At 66.3% G+C, this 19,138-nt stretch carries 14 protein-coding genes and 1 riboswitch; of the genes, 13 read left to right on the top strand and 1 reads right to left on the bottom strand.

Annotated elements, in window-relative coordinates:
• The first annotated feature begins 11 nt into the window (after positions 1-11).
• Positions 12-205: riboswitch (cobalamin riboswitch) on the top strand.
• A 391-nt stretch (positions 206-596) separates the two neighbouring features.
• From L1F06_RS24665 to L1F06_RS24605, 13 genes are all read left to right on the top strand, one after another.
• Complete coding sequence (locus tag L1F06_RS24665) at positions 597-2,645, top strand: TonB-dependent receptor (RefSeq protein ID WP_252576801.1); 2,049 nt, start codon at positions 597-599, stop codon at positions 2,643-2,645.
• Positions 2,646-2,772: 127 nt separating this feature from the next.
• On the top strand, positions 2,773-3,531 hold the full coding sequence (locus L1F06_RS24660; protein WP_435301322.1) for an ABC transporter ATP-binding protein: 759 nt from the start codon (positions 2,773-2,775) through the stop codon (positions 3,529-3,531).
• Positions 3,531-4,559 (top strand): ABC transporter substrate-binding protein, encoded by a 1,029-nt coding sequence (locus tag L1F06_RS24655; protein ID WP_129483724.1) that lies wholly within the window; start codon positions 3,531-3,533, stop codon positions 4,557-4,559. Before L1F06_RS24660 ends, L1F06_RS24655 begins: the two co-directional genes overlap by 1 nt.
• On the top strand, positions 4,556-5,563 hold the full coding sequence (locus tag L1F06_RS24650; protein WP_129483723.1) for a FecCD family ABC transporter permease: 1,008 nt from the start codon (positions 4,556-4,558) through the stop codon (positions 5,561-5,563). Before L1F06_RS24655 ends, L1F06_RS24650 begins: the two co-directional genes overlap by 4 nt.
• Before the next feature lie 75 nt (positions 5,564-5,638).
• Positions 5,639-6,823, top strand: coding sequence for a C17 cyclopropane fatty acid synthase CfaB (gene cfaB / locus L1F06_RS24645; RefSeq protein WP_129483722.1), 1,185 nt, complete (start codon positions 5,639-5,641; stop codon positions 6,821-6,823).
• 9 nt (positions 6,824-6,832) lie between these two features.
• On the top strand, positions 6,833-8,608 hold the full coding sequence (locus L1F06_RS24640; protein WP_129483721.1) for a sensor histidine kinase: 1,776 nt from the start codon (positions 6,833-6,835) through the stop codon (positions 8,606-8,608).
• A 161-nt stretch (positions 8,609-8,769) separates the two neighbouring features.
• The gene (locus L1F06_RS24635; RefSeq protein WP_129483720.1) at positions 8,770-10,110 is read left to right on the top strand and encodes a sigma-54-dependent transcriptional regulator; all 1,341 of its coding nucleotides are present in this window, start codon (positions 8,770-8,772) and stop codon (positions 10,108-10,110) included.
• Between the two features lie 477 nt (positions 10,111-10,587).
• Positions 10,588-11,541: a TAXI family TRAP transporter solute-binding subunit gene (locus L1F06_RS24630; protein WP_129483719.1), complete on the top strand. Its 954-nt coding sequence runs from the start codon at positions 10,588-10,590 to the stop codon at positions 11,539-11,541.
• Between the two features lie 238 nt (positions 11,542-11,779).
• Positions 11,780-13,807, top strand: coding sequence for a TRAP transporter permease (locus L1F06_RS24625; protein ID WP_003241304.1), 2,028 nt, complete (start codon positions 11,780-11,782; stop codon positions 13,805-13,807).
• Entirely contained in the window at positions 13,804-14,211 is a 408-nt protein-coding gene (locus L1F06_RS24620) for a DUF1850 domain-containing protein (protein WP_129483718.1), read from the top strand. Before L1F06_RS24625 ends, L1F06_RS24620 begins: the two co-directional genes overlap by 4 nt.
• Before the next feature lie 142 nt (positions 14,212-14,353).
• Positions 14,354-14,869, top strand: coding sequence for a DUF3617 domain-containing protein (locus L1F06_RS24615; RefSeq protein WP_129483717.1), 516 nt, complete (start codon positions 14,354-14,356; stop codon positions 14,867-14,869).
• Between the two features lie 164 nt (positions 14,870-15,033).
• A complete protein-coding gene (locus tag L1F06_RS24610) occupies positions 15,034-17,124 on the top strand; it encodes a TonB-dependent siderophore receptor (RefSeq protein WP_129483716.1) in 2,091 nt (696 codons plus the stop codon).
• 50 nt (positions 17,125-17,174) lie between these two features.
• Positions 17,175-18,386, top strand: coding sequence for a PepSY-associated TM helix domain-containing protein (locus tag L1F06_RS24605; RefSeq protein WP_129483715.1), 1,212 nt, complete (start codon positions 17,175-17,177; stop codon positions 18,384-18,386).
• Here L1F06_RS24605 and L1F06_RS24600 read toward each other — a convergent pair.
• Positions 18,369-19,100, bottom strand: a complete 732-nt coding sequence (locus tag L1F06_RS24600) for a substrate-binding periplasmic protein (RefSeq protein ID WP_129483714.1) — start codon at positions 19,098-19,100, stop codon at positions 18,369-18,371. The genes L1F06_RS24605 and L1F06_RS24600 overlap by 18 nt on opposite strands.
• Positions 19,101-19,138 lie beyond the last annotated feature (38 nt).

Here is a 19,138-nt window from a genome sequence, read left to right as displayed (position 1 = left end):
GTGTGGGTGGTCATATCCGCCCCGCTTCAGGTGTCTCACGCCGCCGCGCGTGAGGTGAAACGGGAAGTCGGTTGAAGTCCGACGCTGCCCCCGCAACGGTAAGCGAGCGACCGCATCGATACGCCACTGTGCGCCACGCGCATGGGAAGGCGATGCGTTCATGACCCTCGCAAGCCCGGAGACCGGCCTGGAGTCATTTGTCTGGCAACCCGCGGTGGGCGGGCGTTGACTCCAGTAGGGCGCCGCCGTGCCCCTGTCTGCTGTTGCGCATTTCCATCGGATTGCCGTGCCTTCCCTCTACCGATGGAACCCCTATGGCGCGCCATTTCCGCTACAAGAACCTTTTTGCCTTGCGTCCGAACGAAGGGCACGAGCCTGTCAGCTGCTGCCTGCGTAAAGCGATAATGTTATGTTATAACAATAACATTATCGCCTCAGACCGTGCCGGCGAGGAGTCGAAGCTGAACGCTTGCAACTCGCCCGCACGTGGCCTGGAGCGACTCCACGAACCCCCTCGAAGCCCCGGAATCAATTACGTGCAGCACCTTCTACGTCACTGCCCCCTGCCATTCGCGCTGCTGCTTGGCGGTGTGGCCATGGCCAGCGAATCTCCTGTCGATCTGCCCGCTGTCACGGTCCAGGCGCAAGCCGTGGAGGAGGGCGAGAGCGATCTGCATACGCCCACCACGTCCGGCTCGCGCCTGGAGCTGTCGGCGCTGCAAACCCCGGCCAGCACCAGCAGCCTGAGCGGCGCCGAGGTACGCGGGCGCAACAACCTCACGGTGCAGGACGCGGTGACCCGCACACCGGGCATTAGCAGCATCGGCTCACCCGGCAATGGCGGCACGGCGCTGTCGGCGCGTGGTTTTACCGGCCATGCGGCGACCATGCAGCTGTACGACGGCACCCGTCAGTACGTCGGTGCCGGCACCGTGACCTTCCCGGTGGACACCTGGTCGGTGGCGCGTATCGACGTGCTGCGCGGCCCGGCCTCGGTGCTCTACGGCGAGGGGGCCACCGGCGCGGTGATCAACGTGGTGCCGAAGAAGCCCTTCGCCGGCGAGATCCGCAACCAGCTGCGCCTCGGCTACGGCAGCGACGACCGCCGTCAGGCCGCGCTGGACAGCGGTGGTTCGCTGAGTGACGAATTGAGCTATCGCTTCAATGTCAACCAGCAGGCCAGCAATGGCTGGGTCGACCGGGGCGATTCGGACAGCGTCGCGCTCAGCGCCGCCCTGCGCTGGGACGCCCATGACGACCTGAGCTTCACCCTGTCCCACGACCATGGCGACCAGAGCCCGATGCGTTACCTCGGCACGCCGCTGGTGGCCGGCAAGTACCGCGAGAGCATCCGCGAGCGCAATTACAACGTCGCCGACGCGGATATCCGCTACAACGACCAGATCACCCGCCTGGTGACGGACTGGCGCATCAACGACACGCTCAGCGCCAGCAACCAGCTCTACTACATCAAGACCCAGCGCTACTGGCGCAATGCCGAGGCCTATCGCTGGCAGCCGGGTGATACGGTCGAGCGCAGCGAGTTCTACCGGATCAAGCACACCCAGGAGCAGGTCGGCGACCGCCAGACCTTCACCCTCGATCACGCCCTGTTCGGCCTCGATAGCCGCACGGTGGTCGGGGTGGATTACAACCGCATCCACTTCGCCCGCCAGCACGATTTCGCCAGCAGTTTCAGCGACAGCGTGCCGCTGGCCGGTTCCGGTGGCGGGCAGTACCAGAGCACCGATCCGCTCGGTTACGGCCCGCGCGAGCGCAACCTGGCGCGGCAATTCTCGCTGTTCGCCGAGAACCGTACCCAGCTCACCGAGCGCCTGGCGCTGGTCACCGGCGTGCGCCGCGATCAGGTGCATATCCAGCGCGACAACCTGGTGAATGGCAGCAGCGCCGATCGCAGCCTGAGCGGCGACAACTGGCGCGCTGGGCTGGTCTTTGCCCTGACCCCCGATCTGTCGCTGTACGGCCAGTACGCCACCAGCACCGAGGGCGTAAGCAACCTGCTGACGCTCAATCCGACCCAGCAGCAGTTCGACCTGAGTGAAGCCAAACAGACCGAAATCGGCCTCAAGCAGGTGTTCTGGGGCGGGCAGGGCGAGTGGACGCTGGCGGCTTATCACATCGTCAAGCAGAAGCTGCTCAGCCGCGAAACCCCGACCTCGCCCACCGAGCAGATCGGCCAGCAGTCGTCCGATGGCCTGGAAGCCACCCTGGAACTGGCGCTGGGTCGGGGCTGGCAGGTGTCGGCCAACGCCGCCCTGGTGCGCGCCGAGTACGACGACTTCGTCGAAGGTGGCGGCGACCGCAGCGGCAATCGCCCGACCGACGTGCCCAGGCGCACCGCCAACCTGTGGCTGAACAAGGCGCTCGGTGGCGGCGTGGAGGCCGGCATCGGCGCGCGTTATGTCGATGCGCGCTACGCCGATAGCGCCAATACCGCCAAGGTGCCCGGCTATACCGTGGTCGACGCCAACATCGCCTGGCAGGCGTTGCCGGATGTGCGCCTGGGCCTGGAGCTGAACAACCTGTTCGACCGCCAGTACGCCACCAGCGCCAGCAGCGACGGCGAGCAGTGGTACCTGGGCGCGCCGCGTTCGTTCTTCGTCACGGCGGATTACAGCTTTTGAAGCGAGCGTGCCTGTGCAGGCGTGCCGCGCGTGGAGACTTTGTGTGTCAGTGAATAGTGCCGCAGGCTGGCCTGCCAGTCTGTTCTCGCCGCCCGCGAGCCGCCGTACGGCGGCGCCTGAGCCGCGCCTGCGCATCCGTGACCTGGCCTGGTCGCCGGATGGCCAGCGCGTCTTGCTCGAGGCCATCGATCTGCAGATCGGCGATGGTGAACTGCTCGGTCTGATCGGTCCCAACGGCAGTGGCAAGACCAGCCTGTTGCGCTGCGCCTATCGTTTTCAGCGGCCCAGCGGCGGCAGCGTCGAACTGGACGGTGAGGCGCTGTGGCAGCGCCCGCCGCGCTGGAGCGCACAGCGCGTGGCGGTGGTGCTGCAGGAATTTCCGCAGGACTTCGGCCTGCGCGTGCACGAAGTGGCGGCCATGGGCCGTACGCCGCACAAGGGCCTGTTCGACGGCGACGATGCCGAGGACCAGCGCCTGGTGGCTCAGGCGCTGGTCCGTGTCGGCCTGAGCGGCCTGGCGCAGCAGCCCTTCGCCTGCCTCTCGGGCGGCGAGAAGCAGCGCGCCCTGCTTGCCCGCGCTCTGGTGCAGCAGCCGCAACTGCTGATCCTCGACGAGCCGACCAACCACCTCGACCCGCGCTACCAGCTTGAGTTGCTCGGCCAGATCAAGGCACTGGGTCTGGCAACCCTGGCCAGCTTCCATGATCTGAACCTGGCGGCGGCCTTCTGCGACCGCCTCTGTGTGCTCGACCAGGGCCGCCTGGTGGCCGTCGGCACGCCCGCCGAGGTGCTGACCGCCGAGCTGCTGCAGCAGGTGTTCGGCGTACGGGCGCTGGTCGATACCCATCCACTGGCGGGGCATCCGCGTATTACCTGGATTGTTTGATGAAGCGTTTACGCACGACTGAACCTGTAGGAGCGAGCTCTGCTCGCGAATCCTGGGAAAAGACAAAAGCTTCGCGAGCAAAGCTCGCTCCTACACTCGTTGGCGCAATCCTGCTGGCGCTGATCAGCCCCGCCTGGGCCGTCACCGTGACCAGTTGCGATCGTCAGGTGAGCGTCGCTCAGCCGCCGCAGCGGGCGGTCAGCCATGACGTCAACATGACCGCCATGCTCCTGGCCCTGGGGCTGAAGGAGCGCATGGCCGGCTACACCGGCATCAGCGGCTGGAAGACCCTCGACCCGAGCATGCGCGAGCAACTCGCCGGCCTGCCGGAACTGGCAGCGCGCTACCCCTCGCTGGAGAACCTGCTGGGTGCCGGCACTGACTTCGTCTTCGCCGGATGGAACTACGGCATGCGCATCGGCGGCGAGGTCACCCCGGCCAGCCTGGCACACTTCGGCATCCCGGTGTACGAGCTGAGCGAGTCCTGCGCGCATGTGCTGCCTGGCCGCGTCGCCAGCCTCGAGGATGTCTACGCCGATCTGCGCAACCTCGGCCGCATCTTCGCCGTCGAGCCGCGTGCCGATGCCCTGGTGCAAGGCATGCAGCGACGCGTGGCGGCAGTGCAGGCGCGCCTCGGCGAGCAGCCGACGCGGCCACGGGTGTTCGTCTACGACAGCGGTGAAGACCTGCCTTTCAGCGCCGGCCGCCAGGGCATGCCGCAGCCGCTGATCGAGGCGGCTGGTGGGCGCAACGTGATGGATGGCGTGGCCGGAAGCTGGATCAAGGTGGGTTGGGAGTCGGTGGTCGAGGAAGACCCCGAGGTCATCCTGATCGTCGACTACGGCGAGCGCACGGCGGCGCAGAAGCGCGACTTTCTGCTGCAGCATCCGGCGCTGCAGGGGGTGACCGCGATCCGCGAACAACGCTTCGTGGTGCTGCCCTATCTGGCGGTCACGCCGAGCCTGGATAACGCGGCCGCCATCGAAACCCTGGCCGCCGCGCTGCACCCCGAGGCCTTCGCCCAGTGAATCGCTATCGCCTGCTATTGCTCGGGCTGGCCGTGCTGCTGGCGCTGTCCTGCGCCTGGTCGCTGGCCTTTGGCGCGGCGCAGGTGCCGCTCGAGCGCGTGTGGGCGATCATTGGCCAGCACCTGTTCGGCATCACGCCGCAGGTGCCGGTCAGCAGCGGCCAGGACAGCATCGTCTGGCAATTGCGCGCGCCGCGGGTGCTGCTCGGCGCCTTGGTCGGCGCCGGGCTGGCGCTGGTCGGCAGCGTGCTGCAGGCGGTGACGCGCAACCCGCTGGCCGACCCGCATCTGCTCGGCGTCAGTTCCGGCGCGGCCTTCGGCGCGGTGGTCGTGGTGCTTTACCTGGGCGAGTTCGCCGGGCTGCTCAGCCTGCCGCTGGCGGCCTTCGTCGGCGCGCTGGCGAGCATGCTGCTGGTGCTGGCCATCGCCAGCCGCAGCGGCCGTCTGCACAGTGAGCGTCTGCTGCTGGCCGGGGTGGCGGTGTCCTTCGTGATGATGGCGGCGAGCAACCTGCTGCTGTACCTGGGCAACCCGCATGCAGCCAGCTCGGTGCTGTTCTGGATGCTCGGCGGCCTGGGCCTGGCGCGCTGGGAACTGCTCTGGCTGCCGGCGCTGTGTCTGGCGTTGGCCCTGGCGGTGTTGCTCGGTCTGGGCCGGGCGCTGAACGCGCTGATGGCCGGCGAGCAGAGCGCGGTGAGCCTGGGCCTGGAGCCACGCCGGGTGCGCCTGCTGGTATTCGTGGTGGCGTCGCTGCTGACCGGGGTGCTGGTGTCGCTGTCCGGCGCCATCGGCTTCGTCGGCCTGATGCTGCCGCACGTGGCGCGCTTTCTGGTCGGCGCCGAGCACCGCCGCCTGCTGCCGGTGGCGGCGCTGCTGGGGGCGCTGTTCCTGGTCTGGGTCGATGTCGCCGCGCGCACCTGGCTGGCGCCGCAGGATCTGCCCATCGGCATCGTCACCGCCGCCATTGGCGGGGTGTTCTTCGTGGCGTTGCTGCGGCGCCGCTAGTCGTCCGGATCGAACCTGGCCGCACCGCTCAGGTCATCTGCTCTAGGCTTCATTCACCTGGCCGGAGGAATGACCATGCTCGCGCAACTGCCCACCGCACTTCGTGATCTACGACTACCGCTGCGCCTTAAACTGTGGGACGGCAAGCAGATCGATCTGGGGCCGAAGCCGCGGGTGACGCTGGTGGTCAAGGACCCCAGCCTGGTCACCCAGCTGGCCCACCCCAGTCTGGATGCGCTGGGCGCTGCCTATGTCGAAGGCCGGGTCGATCTGGAAGGCCCCATCGAGGAGGCCATCGAAGTGGGCGATGCGCTGAGCAGTGCACTGCTCGGTGACGAATCCGCACCTGTCGAGCCTTACGCCGCGCACGACAAGCGCAGCGATGCCGAGGCCATCAGCTATCACTACGACCTGTCCAACGAGTTCTACCGCCTGTGGCTGGACCGTGACATGGTCTATTCCTGTGCCTACTTCGAAACCGGCCAGGAGAATCTCGATCAGGCTCAGCAGGCCAAGCTGCGTCACCTGTGTCGCAAGTTGCGCCTGCAACCCGGTGACAGGCTGCTTGACGTCGGTTGCGGCTGGGGCGGCCTGGCGCGTTTCGCCGCGCGTGAATTCGAGGCCGAGGTGTACGGCATCACCCTCAGCCAGGCGCAGCTGGAACTGGGCCTGCAGCGGGTGGCCGAAGAGGGTCTGGAAGATCGCGTGACCCTGGAGTTGCTGGATTACCGCGACCTGCCGCAGGACGGCCGCTTCGACAAGGTGGTCAGCGTCGGCATGTTCGAGCATGTCGGCCACGCCAACCTGCCGCTGTATTGTCAGCGCCTGTTCGCTGCGGTCAGGGCCGGCGGCCTGGTGATGAATCACGGCATCACCTCGCGCTTCACCGATGGTCGCCCGGTCGCCCGTGGTGCCGGCGAGTTCATCGACCGCTACGTGTTCCCGCAAGGCGAGCTGCCGCACCTGGCGACCATGGCCAAGGCGATCAGCGAGGCCGGGCTGGAGATCGTCGATGTGGAGAGCCTGCGCCTGCACTACACGCGTACCCTGCAGCTGTGGAGCCAGGGGCTGGAGCGGCGACTGCAGAAAGCGGCGCAGTGGGTGCCGGAAAAATCCCTGCGCATCTGGCGCCTGTATCTGGCCGGCTGCGCCTACGGCTTCCAGCACGGCTGGATGAACCTGCACCAGATCCTGGCGGTGAAGCCGCGCGAAGACGGCAGCCACGACCTGCCCTGGACGCGTGCCGACCTGTACAGGTGATGGAGTAAGATGCGGCTCGACTCCGTCTTCGAGCCGCCCATGCCCCTGCAGCATCGTTATCGCGTTCTCTTCACCGTTCTGGTCATTCTCGCCGGCCTGCTGGCGAGCCTCTGGCTGGGCGGGCGGTATGCCGAGCAGCGCGCCTGGGCCGAGCGCAGCGTCGAGGCGCGTGGCCAGCTGCTGCTCTATGCCCAGTCGATCCGCACCCTGGTCGAGCGCTTCAGCTCGGTGCCCGAGGTGCTGGCGCTGGACAGCGACATCCGCAGCCTGCTGCGTGCGCCGCAGGATCGCCAGCTGCGTCTGGCCCTCAACCAGCGCCTGGAACGGCTCAACGCCGCTGCCGGCTCCACCGTGCTGTACCTGCTCGATACCCGGGGCGAAACCCTGGTGGCCAGCAATTGGCGCGACTGGAGCAGCTTCGTCGGCAACAACTACGCCTTCCGGCCCTATTTCCAGGATGCCCTGCGCGACGATGGCGCGCGCTACTTCGCGGTGGGCGTGACCACCGGCATTCCCGGCTACTTTCTGTCCCACGTGGTGCGTGACGACGACGGCACCCTGCTCGGGGTGCTGGTGGTCAAGCTGGAACTGGAAGACCTGCAGCGTGAATGGCTCGGTCAGCCCGGCGTGCTGCTGGTCGCCGACAGCTACCAGGTGGTGATCCTCAGCAACAAGCCGGCCTGGCGCTTCCGTGCCCTGCAGCCGCTCGACGAGCAGGCCCGTGCCGAGCTGGTGGAGGTGCGCCGCTATGCCGAGCAGGCGCTGCAGCCGTTGGCCCATCAGGTGCACCGGCACATCGATGGCGACGCCGCCTGGGCGCGGGTCGAGGGCCCCGACGGCAGCCGCGACTACCTCTGGCAGCGCCTGGCCATGCCCGAGGAAGGCTGGACCCTGCACCTGCTCAGCGAACCGTCCGGGCTGGCCGACAGCGTGCGCAGCTACCGCCTGGCCGCCGCCGGGGTGTGGATGACCCTGGCCTTCCTTCTGCTGTTCCTTATCCAGCGGCGCAAGAACCAGCGCCTGCAGGCCGGCATCCGCGAGCGCCTGGAGCGTGAGGTGGAGCTGCGTACCGCCGAGCTGCGCGAAGCCCAGGACGGCCTGGTGCATGCCGCCAAGATGGCCGCGCTGGGACAGATGTCGGCGGCCCTGGCGCACGAGATCAACCAGCCGCTGACCGCTTTGCAGATGCAACTCGGCAGCCTGCGCCTGCTGCTCGATAGCGGCCGGCCCGAGGCGGTGCGCGAGGGCCTGCAGCGCATCGACGGCCTGCTGCAGCGCATGGCCGCACTGACCGGTCACCTCAAGACCTTCGCCCGCAAGACCCCGGCCGGCCTCAGCGAGCGCCTGTGCCTGGCCGACGTGCTGGAGCAGGCGTTGCAACTGCTGGCGCCGCGCATGCGCAGCGAGCAGGTGGAACTGCGCACCCAGGTGGACGCCGGCGCCGAGGTGCTCGGCGATGCGATTCGCATCGAGCAGGTGATCCTCAACCTGCTGCACAACGCCCTCGACGCCATGACCGAGAGCGAGGTGCGCATCCTTCAGGTCGGCATCTCCCGTGAGGGCGAGACCTGCCTGCTCAGCGTCGAGGACAGCGGCGGCGGCATTGCCGAGGAAACCCTGGGCCGGGTGTTCGAGCCCTTCTTCACCACCAAGCCCGTGGGTCAGGGTTTGGGCCTCGGTCTGGCGGTGTCCTACGGCATCGTGCGCGATCTCGGCGGCAGCCTGGAGGCGCACAACGGCGCACTGGGCGCGGTGTTTACCTTGCGTTTGCCGACCGCGCCTTAACGTGGGTGCCTATTAGCGGCGGCATCTACGTTTGGTGCGCACGGCGCACCCTACGATCAGGTAGCGCCGCGCAGCTGGGTAGGGTGCGCGGTGCGCACCGGTCGTTCCCCCGGATCGCATTCGTCGGGCTACACTGCCCGCCGTTCTCAACAGGAGGTGCCATGAGCGCTCAGGTCATAGTGGTCGACGACGAAGCGGCGATTCGCGAGGCGGTGCAGCAGTGGCTGGAGCTGTCCGGTTTTACCGTGCACACCTGCGCCAGCGCGGCCGAAGCCCTGGCGGTGGTGGACCGCGACTTCCCCGGCATCGTCGTCAGCGATGTGCGCATGCCCGGCAGCGATGGCCTGCAACTGCTCGACAAGCTGCTGCAGGTGGACGCCGACCTGCCGGTGATCCTGGTGACCGGCCACGGCGACGTGCCCATGGCGGTGCAGGCGCTGCGCCAGGGCGCCTACGACTTCATCGAGAAACCCTTCACCCCCGAGCGCCTGCTCGACAGCGTGCGCCGTGCGCTGGACAAGCGCCGCCTGGTCTGCGAGAACCGCCTGCTGCGTCAGCAGGTGGCGAACAAGGGGCGTATCGAAAGCCAGCTGATCGGCATTTCGCGGCCGATGGAAAGCCTGCGCCGGCAGATCCTCGAGCTGGCCGGCACCTCGGTCAACGTGCTCATTCGCGGCGAGACCGGCAGCGGCAAGGAGCGCGTGGCGCGCTGCCTGCACGACTTCAGCCCGCGCGCCGGCAAGGCCTTCGCCGCGCTCAACTGCGCGGCGATTCCCGAGACCATCTTCGAGAGCGAGCTGTTCGGTCACGAGAGCGGCGCCTTCACCGGTGCCCAGGCGCGGCGCATCGGCCGTATCGAGCATGCCGACGGCGGTACCCTGTTCCTCGACGAGGTCGAGAGTCTGCCGCTGGCGCAGCAGGTCAAGCTGCTGCGCGTGCTGCAGGAGAAGACTCTGGAGCGCCTCGGTTCGAACAAGAGCATCCAGGTCGATCTGCGGGTGATCAGCGCGGCCAAGCCGGATCTGCTCGACGAGGTCAAGGCCGGGCGCTTCCGCGAGGACCTGGTGTATCGCCTGAACGTCGCCACCCTGCACATTCCGCCGCTGCGCGAGCGCCGCGAGGACATTCCGCTGCTGTTCGAGCACTTTGCTCGTGCCGCCGCCGAGCGTCACGGCCGCGAGGTGCCACCGCTGGCACCCAGCGAGCTGGCGCGCCTGCTCGGTCATGACTGGCCGGGCAACGTACGCGAGCTGATCAATGCCGCCGAGCGCCATGCCCTGGGGCTGTCCAGCCCGCCGCCGGCCGAGCGCTTCGCCGGTCAGGCACTGGCGCAGCAGATGGAAGCCTTCGAAGCGCAGTGCCTGCACAACGCCCTGCTGCAATGCCAGGGCAACATCGCCGCGGTGATGGAGATGCTGCAGCTGCCGCGCCGCACCCTCAACGAGAAGATGCAGCGCCACGGTCTGGCGCGCGGTGACTACCTGCCCGGCGGCGAGGAGTAGGCCGCCCGGGTCGTGCGCAGCCAATTTCGGGCCGCGATGCTCTCGGTGCGCACGGCGCTTCCTACGGGGGATCGACCTTCGTAGCCCAGAGTACTTCGATAAGCGGATTTTTGCCGACCCCGTCACAGGTGTCGGCGGTTTCTCGCTCAGTGACCCTTTAGTCTTGTAACAAGACCGCTCTAAATCGGGCTTTTCAGGCCCTGGCACGGCATCTGCTATGACAGATTCAGCCGCGCAGCAGCCTGCCGACGCGGCGACCATAACAACGACAAGAGGTCTGCCCATGAACTGCCCAGTCTTCCGCGCCATGCCGCCGTGCATGGGCCGCCTCCTGACCGCGCTCGCCGCGGCTCTTGTCCCACGCTGCACCCTGCGCCGCTGATCGCGCACAGCCGACGTCGCCCGCCGCCTAGCCGCAGCGGGCGTCGTCTAGAGTGAAACTCTGCATAAAGCCATAACAACGACGGAGATATTTCCATGCGACTGACCAAGAAACTCAGCCTGTTCGCCGCTGCTGCGGTCATCACTGCCAGCACTGCGGTGCTCGCTGCCCCGACCTTCATCAACGTCCTCACCGGCGGCACCAGCGGGGTGTACTACCCGATCGGCGTGGCCCTGTCGCAGCTGTACAGCAACGGCATCGACGGCGCCAAGACCTCGGTACAGGCGACCAAGGCATCGGTGGAAAACCTCAACCTGCTGCAGGCCGGTCGCGGCGAACTGGCCTTCGCCCTGGGCGACTCGGTGGCCGATGCCTGGAACGGCGTGGAAGACGCCGGCTTCAAGGCGCCGCTGAAGAAGCTGCGCGCCATCGCCGGCACCTACCCGAACTACATCCAGATCGTCGCCAACGCCGAATCCGGCATCAAGACCCTGGAAGACCTCAAGGGCAAGCGCATCTCCGTCGGCGCGCCGAAGTCCGGTACCGAGCTCAACGCCCGCGCCATCTTCGAAGCCGCCGGCCTGAGCTACAAGGACATGGGCAAGGTCGAGTTCCTGCCGTACGCCGAGTCGGTGGAGCTGATCAAGAACCGCCAGCTGGACGCCACCCTGCAGTCCTCCGGTCTGGGCATGGCCGCCATTCGTGACCTGGCCTCGACCATGAAGATCAGCTTCGTCTCCATCCCGGCCGAAGTGACCGCGAAGATCGACAACGCCGCCTACGAGGCCGCCACCATCCCGGCGGGCACCTACGACGGTCAGGACGCCGACGTGCCCACCGTGGCCATCAACAACATCCTGGTTACCCATGAAGGCGTCTCCGACGAGGTGGCCTACCAGATGACCAAGCTGATGTTCGACAACCTCGAGCGTCTGGGCACCGCCCACTCCGCGGCCAAGGACATCAAGCTGGAAAGCGCCACCAAGAACCTGCCTATCCCGCTGCACCCGGGTGCCGAGCGCTTCTACAAGGAAGCCGGCGCGCTCTGATGCCGCTTCAGGCCGTGACATGAGTCGCGGCCTGCTAGGTCTTTTCACGCACAAGCTTCTGTAGGAGCGGCTTCAGCCGCGATTTCCTCGCGAACATCGCGGATAAATCCGCTCCTACAGCGCAAAGACCGGAACGGACAGAGTTCCCAGAATCGCGAATAAAACCGGCGTTCATGGACGGTGGGTTTTGTTGGCGACTCTGTCTCCGCAATCGAAGTAGTCATGAGGTGTGCACTCCATGAGTGAGCAGAATCAGGGCATGGGCGCCAGCCCGTCCGACTGGCCGAAGGCGCTGTTCGCCGTCGCGCTGCTGTTTTCCATCTTCCAGATCGTCACCGCCGCCTTCCACCCGGTGTCCACCCAGGTGCTGCGCGCGGTGCACGTCGGCTTCCTGCTGCTGCTGGTGTTCATCAGCATCCCCGCCTTCGGCGTCAAGCGCCCCTGGCAGCCGCTGGCCTGGCTGCTGGGCCTGGCCGGCATGGCCACGGCCATCTACCAGTGGTACTTCGAGGCGGACCTGATCCAGCGCTCGGGTGACATGACCACTGGCGACATGATCGTCGGCCTGGTCCTCATCGTGCTGGTGTTCGAGGCCGCGCGGCGGGTCATGGGCATCGCCCTGCCGATCATCTGCGCGCTGTTTCTCGCCTACGGCATGCTCGGCCAGTACCTGCCGGGCGATCTGATGCACCGCGGCTACGGCCTCGATCAGATCGTCAACCAGCTGGCCTTCGGTACCGAAGGTCTGTACGGCACGCCGACCTACGTGTCGGCCACCTATATCTTCCTGTTCATCCTGTTCGGCGCCTTCCTCGAGCAGGCCGGGATGATCAAGCTGTTCACCGACTTCGCCATGGGCCTGTTCGGCCACAAGGTCGGCGGCCCGGCCAAGGTGTCGGTGGTGTCCTCGGCGCTGATGGGCACCATCACCGGCTCCGGCGTGGCCAACGTGGTCACCACCGGGCAGTTCACCATCCCGCTGATGAAGCGTTTCGGCTACCGCCCGGCCTTCGCCGGCGGGGTCGAGGCGACCTCGTCGATGGGCAGCCAGATCATGCCGCCGATCATGGGCGCGGTGGCCTTCATCATGGCCGAGACCATCAACGTGCCGTTCTTCGAGGTGGCCAAGGCCGCGCTGATCCCGGCGCTGCTGTACTTCGGCTCGGTGTTCTGGATGGTCCACCTGGAGGCCCGTCGCGCCAACCTGCGCGGCCTGCCCAAGGAGGAATGCCCGAACCCGTGGAAGGCCGTGCGCGAGCGCTGGTTCCTGCTGATCCCGCTGTTCATCCTCATCTACCTGCTGTTCTCCGGGCGTACGCCGCTGTTCTCCGGCACCGTCGGCCTGGCCCTGACCGCCATGGTCATCCTCGGCTCCGCGATCATCCTGCGGGTCTCGTCCAAGGCCATGCGCTTCGCCTTCTGGATCGCCCTGGGCGTGCTCTGCGCCGGCTTCTTCCAGCTCGGCATCGGCGTGGTGTTCGGCGTCATCGCGGCGCTGGTGGCGGTCTGCTGGTTCGTCAAGGGCGGCCGCGACACCCTGATCCTGTGCCTGCACGCGCTGGTCGAAGGTGCGCGTCACGCGGTGCCGGTCGGTATCGCCTGCGCCCTGGTCGGGGTGATCATCGGTGTGGTGTCGCTGACCGGGGTGGCCTCCACCTTCGCCGGCTACATCCTCGCCATCGGCCAGGACAACCTGTTCCTCTCGCTGGTGCTGACCATGCTCACCTGCCTGGTGCTGGGCATGGGCATTCCGACCATTCCCAACTACATCATCACCAGCTCGATTGCCGCGCCGGCACTGCTGGAACTGGGCGTGCCGCTGATCGTCTCGCACATGTTCGTCTTCTACTTCGGCATCATGGCCGACCTTACCCCGCCGGTAGCGTTGGCCTGCTTCGCCGCCGCGCCTATCGCCAAGGAGCGCGGCCTGAAGATCAGCCTGTGGGCGATCCGCATCGCCGTGGCCGGTTTCGTCGTGCCCTACATGGCGGTCTACTCGCCGGCGCTGATGCTGCAGGGCGACAGCCTGCTGGCGACCTTCTACGTGCTGTTCAAGGCGGCATTGGCCATCGGCATCTGGGGCGTGGTGTTCACCGGCTTCCTGCAGGCCAGGCTGGCCTGGTGGGAGCGCATCCTGGGCCTGGCCGCCGGTGCCAGCCTGATTCTGGCCACGCCGATCAGTGACGAAATCGGCTTTGCCCTCAGCGCCATCTTCATCGCTCAGCACCTGTGGCGCGCCCGTCGCGCCGAGGCGGCGACGGCGTGATCGGCCTGTGCCTGGGGTTGGCCGGCGCGGTGTGGGCAGAGTTGCCCACGCCGGCCTTCACCCTGGCCTGGACCCACACCATCGAAAAGATCCGCTGGGAAGAGGATTACCGCGTCACCGCCGACGGCCTGGTGCTCGGCGAGGCGCGGGTCAAGGGTTCCGGCGCCGGAATGGAGATTCCCGACGGCGCCGAACTGCGCAATGGCAGCTGGCACTACCAGCGTCAGCTACCGCCTTTGCAACCCCTGCGAGTCGGGCGTACGCCCGAAGCCGGGGATTACCAACTGTGTATCGACCAGCGTTGTCGCCCGATGAGCGACTGGCTCGGCCCGCCACAAGCGAGCCAGCCGGTGTTGGAACTCTGGAGCTGCGAGCTGAGCTCCCCCGCGGCTGACGCGGGCTAGGTTCGCCAGAGCGGACCCAGGCTTCCGGCGCCACAAGTGCCGGGCGGAAAGGAAGAGAACCCCCATGCGGCGCGAGCCTATGGGGGTTTTGTTCGTCTGCGGCCTGCTAGGCTTGGCTAACCACCTGCCCAGGAGACCTGCCATGCGCCCGATCTTTCGTTTCGCCCTCCCGCTCGCTCTCTGTCTGTCACCGCTGACGGCCAGCGCCCTGGATATCCAGCCCGGCGTCTGGGAAGTCAGCTCGCACAGCATGCAGATGGGCGGTCAAGCCATGCCCGGCATGGAGCAGATGCTGGCGCAGATGCAGAACCTGCCGCCCGAACAGCGGCAGATGATGGAAAACATGATGGCCGAGCAGGGCATCAGGCTCGGTGCTGGTGGCGTGCAGATGTGCCTGACCGCCGAGCAGATCAAGGCGCAGGAAATCCCCCTGCACGATCCCGAATCCGGCTGCAGCAACGAGATCGTTGAGCGCAGCGCGAAGCTGTGGAAGTTCCGTTTCAACTGCCCGGACGCTCAGGGCGAAGGGGAGACGCGCTTCGTCAGCGACAAGGAATTCACCACGCAGGTCAAAGGCACCTACAACGGCCAGCCGAGCAGCATGGAAAGCCGTGCCCGCTGGGTCGGGGCGGACTGTGGTTCGCTCAAACGTAACTGATACTTATACAAAGGTGTAAATATTTCTCATTGACGAGCGGATCTTCTGTTGCGAGAATTTTGTCGCTAATTATTTGCGTTTGCGTCTAGCAAATGCTGCCAGTGAGGCAACCTGCTGCAAAGGGACTGCCAGCAGCTATCGACAGCGCATCAGGAGATCGTCCCTTGTTCAGCAGAAAAACCCACCTGGCCGTGGCGATTGCGGCCGCCTGCAATTTCAGTCAAGCGCTGGCCGCCGAGCAGGAGCAGCTCGAGCTGGATGCTCAGACCGTGGTCGGCAGCAGTGCGGCGGACGAGGTCGATAGCTACAAATCCACCCCCAGCAGTGCTGCGACCAAGCTCGACCTGACCCCGCGGCAGACGCCGCAGGCGATTTCCACCCTGAGCGGCGCCCAGCTGCGCGACTTCAAGCTCACCAGCGTCAACGATGCGCTCAAGGCCGTGCCGGGCGTGCAGGTGCAGGAAGTCGAAACCGATCGCACCTACTACACCGCCCGCGGTTTCGATATCACCAACTTCCAGTACGACGGCATCGCCGTGCCCTTCGTCTACGGCAATGTCGAGGGTGATCTGGACACCTCGATGTACGAGCGCGTGGAGGTGATTCGCGGCGCCAACGGCCTGATGTCGGGCACCGGCAATCCCTCGGCGACCGTCAACTTCGTGCGCAAGCGGCCAACCTTGGCACCGCAGGCGCGCGTGGACCTGACGGCCGGCTCCTGGGACAAGCGCCGTATCGACACCGACGTATCCGGTGCGCTGTCCGATGCCGGCAACATCCGCGGCCGCGTGGTGTACGCCAACGAAAACAAGAACTCCTACCTCGACCGCTACTCGCGCGAGAAGAACGTCTTCCACGGGGTGCTGGAGTTCGATCTGGACGAGCGCACCCTCTTCACCCTCGGCCACACCCTGCAGACCAGTGATGCCAACTCGCCGATGTGGGGTGCGCTGCCGCTGAACTACAGCGACGGTTCGCAGACCGACTATTCCCGCTCCACCAGCACGTCCTCCGATTGGGCCTATTGGGACGTCAAGGAAAACCGCACCTTTGCCGAGCTGGCGCACACCTTCGACAACGGTTGGCAAGCCAAGACCGTACTGACGCGAGTGGAAAAGAAGGGCGATGGCTCGTTGTTCTATATGTACGGTACGCCGGATAGGAATACCGGCCTCGGCCTGTTCAGCTATCCGTCCGAGTACAAGGACGAGAACAAGCAGCTGATCGTCGATGTGCAGGCCAGCGGCCCGTTCAGCCTGGCGGGCCGTCAGCATGAAGCCGCGCTGGGGGCCAGTTGGTCGCGCTCGGAGCTGAACGATATCTCCTATTACGACTCCACCACCGGCACTGCCCTGCCGCCGCTGGAGCAGTGGGATGGCAACATCGGCAAACCGCTGAACGACCGGCCTACCAACGGCAGCGATTTCACCGACCGCATGAAGAGCATGTACGGCGCCGCGCGCTGGAGCTTGACCGACAAGCTGAGCCTGATCACCGGCACACGTGTCGTCGATGTGAAAAGTGACGGTACCAACTACGGTGTCGCGAAGACCTCGAAGAACAGCGGCAAGGTGGTGCCCTATGCGGGGGTGGTCTACGACATCACCGATCAATATTCGGTCTACGCCAGCTATACCGAGATCTTCGATCCGCAGACCAAAACCAATGCTGCGGGCTCGCGCCTGGCGCCGGTAGAGGGCGTGAACTACGAGGCGGGCATCAAGGGCGAGCTGTTCGACGACAAGGTCAACGTGGCGCTGGCGGTGTTTCGCACCGAGCAGGACAACTTCGCCCAACAGGCGGGCAGCATCGGTGGCCGCGCCTATTACCGCGCGGTCGAGGGGCTGACCAGCGAAGGCTACGAGATCGAGATTTCCGGCCAGCCCATTCAGGGACTGGAGCTGAATGCGGGCTACACCTTCGTCGACATCACCAATGCCGATGGCTCGCACGGGGTCACCTACTCGCCCAAGCACATGGTCAAGACCGCCGCGACCTATCGGATTCCGGCGCTGGACAAGCTCAAGGTCGGCGCCGCCGTACGTTGGCAGGACGATATCCACAACGGCATCGCCGAGCAGGACGCCTACGCCGTGGTCGACCTGATGGCCAGCTACGACATCGATCCCAACTGGAGCGTGTCGGCCAACCTCAACAACCTCACCGACGAGAAGTACCTGAACAGCCTGTACTGGACTCAGGCCTATTACGGTGCCCCACGTAACGTCAGCGCCACCCTGACCTGGAAATACTGACGGCCAGGGCCGCCCGCACGGGCGGCCCTGCCGGTCGACGAGAGGATTCGATGCGTCCGATTCTGGTTTTGCTGCACCGCTGGTGCGGCCTGTTCATCGCCCTGTTCCTGTTCACCGCCGGCTTGACCGGCGCTGTCATTTCCTGGGATCACGAACTGGACGAATGGCTCAACCCGCACCTGTTCGATGCGCAAACCGAAGGGCAGGCGCAGGACCCGCTGCAACTGGTGGACGCCCTGGAAGCGCGCGACCCGCGCCTGCAGGTGAGCTTTATGTCGCTGGCGCTGGAACCCGGCCATGCGCTGGGCATCTTCGTCGATCCGCGTATCGATCCGGCCACCGGCAAGGCCTTCAAGCTCGGCTTCAACCAGCTCGGCATCGACCCGGTCACTGGCGAGATCCAGGGCCAGCGCGAATGGGGGGCGATCTCCCTGAGCCGGGAGAACCTGCTGCCATTTCTCTACAAGCTGCATTACAGCCTGCATATCCCGGACGGCTTCGGCATCGAGCTGGGCATGCTGTTCTTCGGCATCGTCGCCATCGTCTGGTGCATCGACTGCCTGGTGGCGCTGTGGTTGTCGTTTCCCAACCTGCGCAGCTGGCGCAAGTCGTTCGCCTTTCGCTGGAGCCAGGTCGGCTACAAGCTGAATTTCGACCTGCATCGTTCCGGCGGGGTATGGATCTGGCTGTTGCTGCTGGTGCTGGCCGTCACCTCGGTGTCGATGAACCTGGAGCGGCAGGTGACCAGGCCGCTGGTCGAGCTGTTTTCGCCGCTGACGCCCAGCCCCTTCGCCAGCCGCACGTCGGTCACCCTGGATGAGCAGATCGTGCCGCTGATCGACCGCCGCCAGGCCATCGCCGTGGCCGATGCCGAGGCGCGGCGGCTGGGCTGGGACGCGCCTCCCGGCGGGCTGTTCCATTCGGCAGAGTTCGGCGTGTATGGCGTCGGCTTCTACGAGCCGGGCGACGATCACGGCGATGCCGGGCTGGGCAACCCCTGGATCTACGTCGACAGCCAGACCGGCGAACTGGCCGGCGCGCACGTGCCGGGCACCGGCAGTGCCGGGGATATCTTCCTGCAGGCGCAGTTCCCGCTGCATTCCGGGCGCATCATCGGTCTGCCGGGGCGCATCCTGGTGTCGTTGCTGGGCCTGGCGGTGGCGGGGCTGTCGCTGACGGGCGTGGTGATCTGGGCGAAGAAGCGCCGTTCGCGCCTGCTCGCCGAGCAGCGCCTGCGCGGCGTTTCACAGGCCATGACGTAAGCGGATCGCCGCGACCAGTTCGGCGCGCCGCTCGAGGAAACGGTCGAAGGCCTCTATCAGCTCGGGGTGGTGGATGCTCGACAGGTAGTAGTGATCCTCGACGTGCGCGAGCTGCGGGTCGAATACCAGGGCGTCCGGCGCCAGGCGCATCTGGCGCAGCTGATGGGTGACCACGCGGGGGTTGAGGTAGACCGCATCGACCCGGTCGCTGGCGGCCATCAGCAGCAGCGATTCGATCTGGTTGGCCTGGATCAGCTTGATCCGCTGGGCGCGGATGTCCTCTAGGTAGGGCCAGGGGGTGAAACCGTTCTGCGTGCCGAGCAGGCGGATGCGTGCCTTGCCCTGGCCAAGGTATTGCGGCTTGACCAGCACGCCATCGACATAGGGCGCCGCCGGCTGGCTGTAGCGTACCGGGTGGCCGGCCTTCTGGTCGGCGTTCCATTGCGGGTGGTCGGGAAACTTCAGATCGACCCGGCCGCCGAGAAAGTCGCCAAGCAGGCGCCTGACCGGCAGCGGCGTATAGACGAAGCGGTAGCCCTGTTCTGCGGCGAAGGCGTCCAGCAGCTCGCGGGCGTAGCCGCGGTATTCGCCGTTCTCCACCTCGGAATAGGGCTGATAGGGCTGCAGCTCGACGCCCACGCGAATGGCCTCCTGCGCCTGGCTGGGCACGAGGTGCAGGCTGAGGCAGAGCAGCAGGGCAAGGCGGATTTTCATGGCGGGTCGGGTCTCGCTGACGGCTAACAGCGCTTGAC

The organism is Pseudomonas hydrolytica (assembly GCF_021495345.1).
GTDB classification, from domain to species: domain Bacteria; phylum Pseudomonadota; class Gammaproteobacteria; order Pseudomonadales; family Pseudomonadaceae; genus Aquipseudomonas; species Aquipseudomonas hydrolytica.
This window is presented reverse-complemented; position numbering and strand designations above follow the sequence as displayed.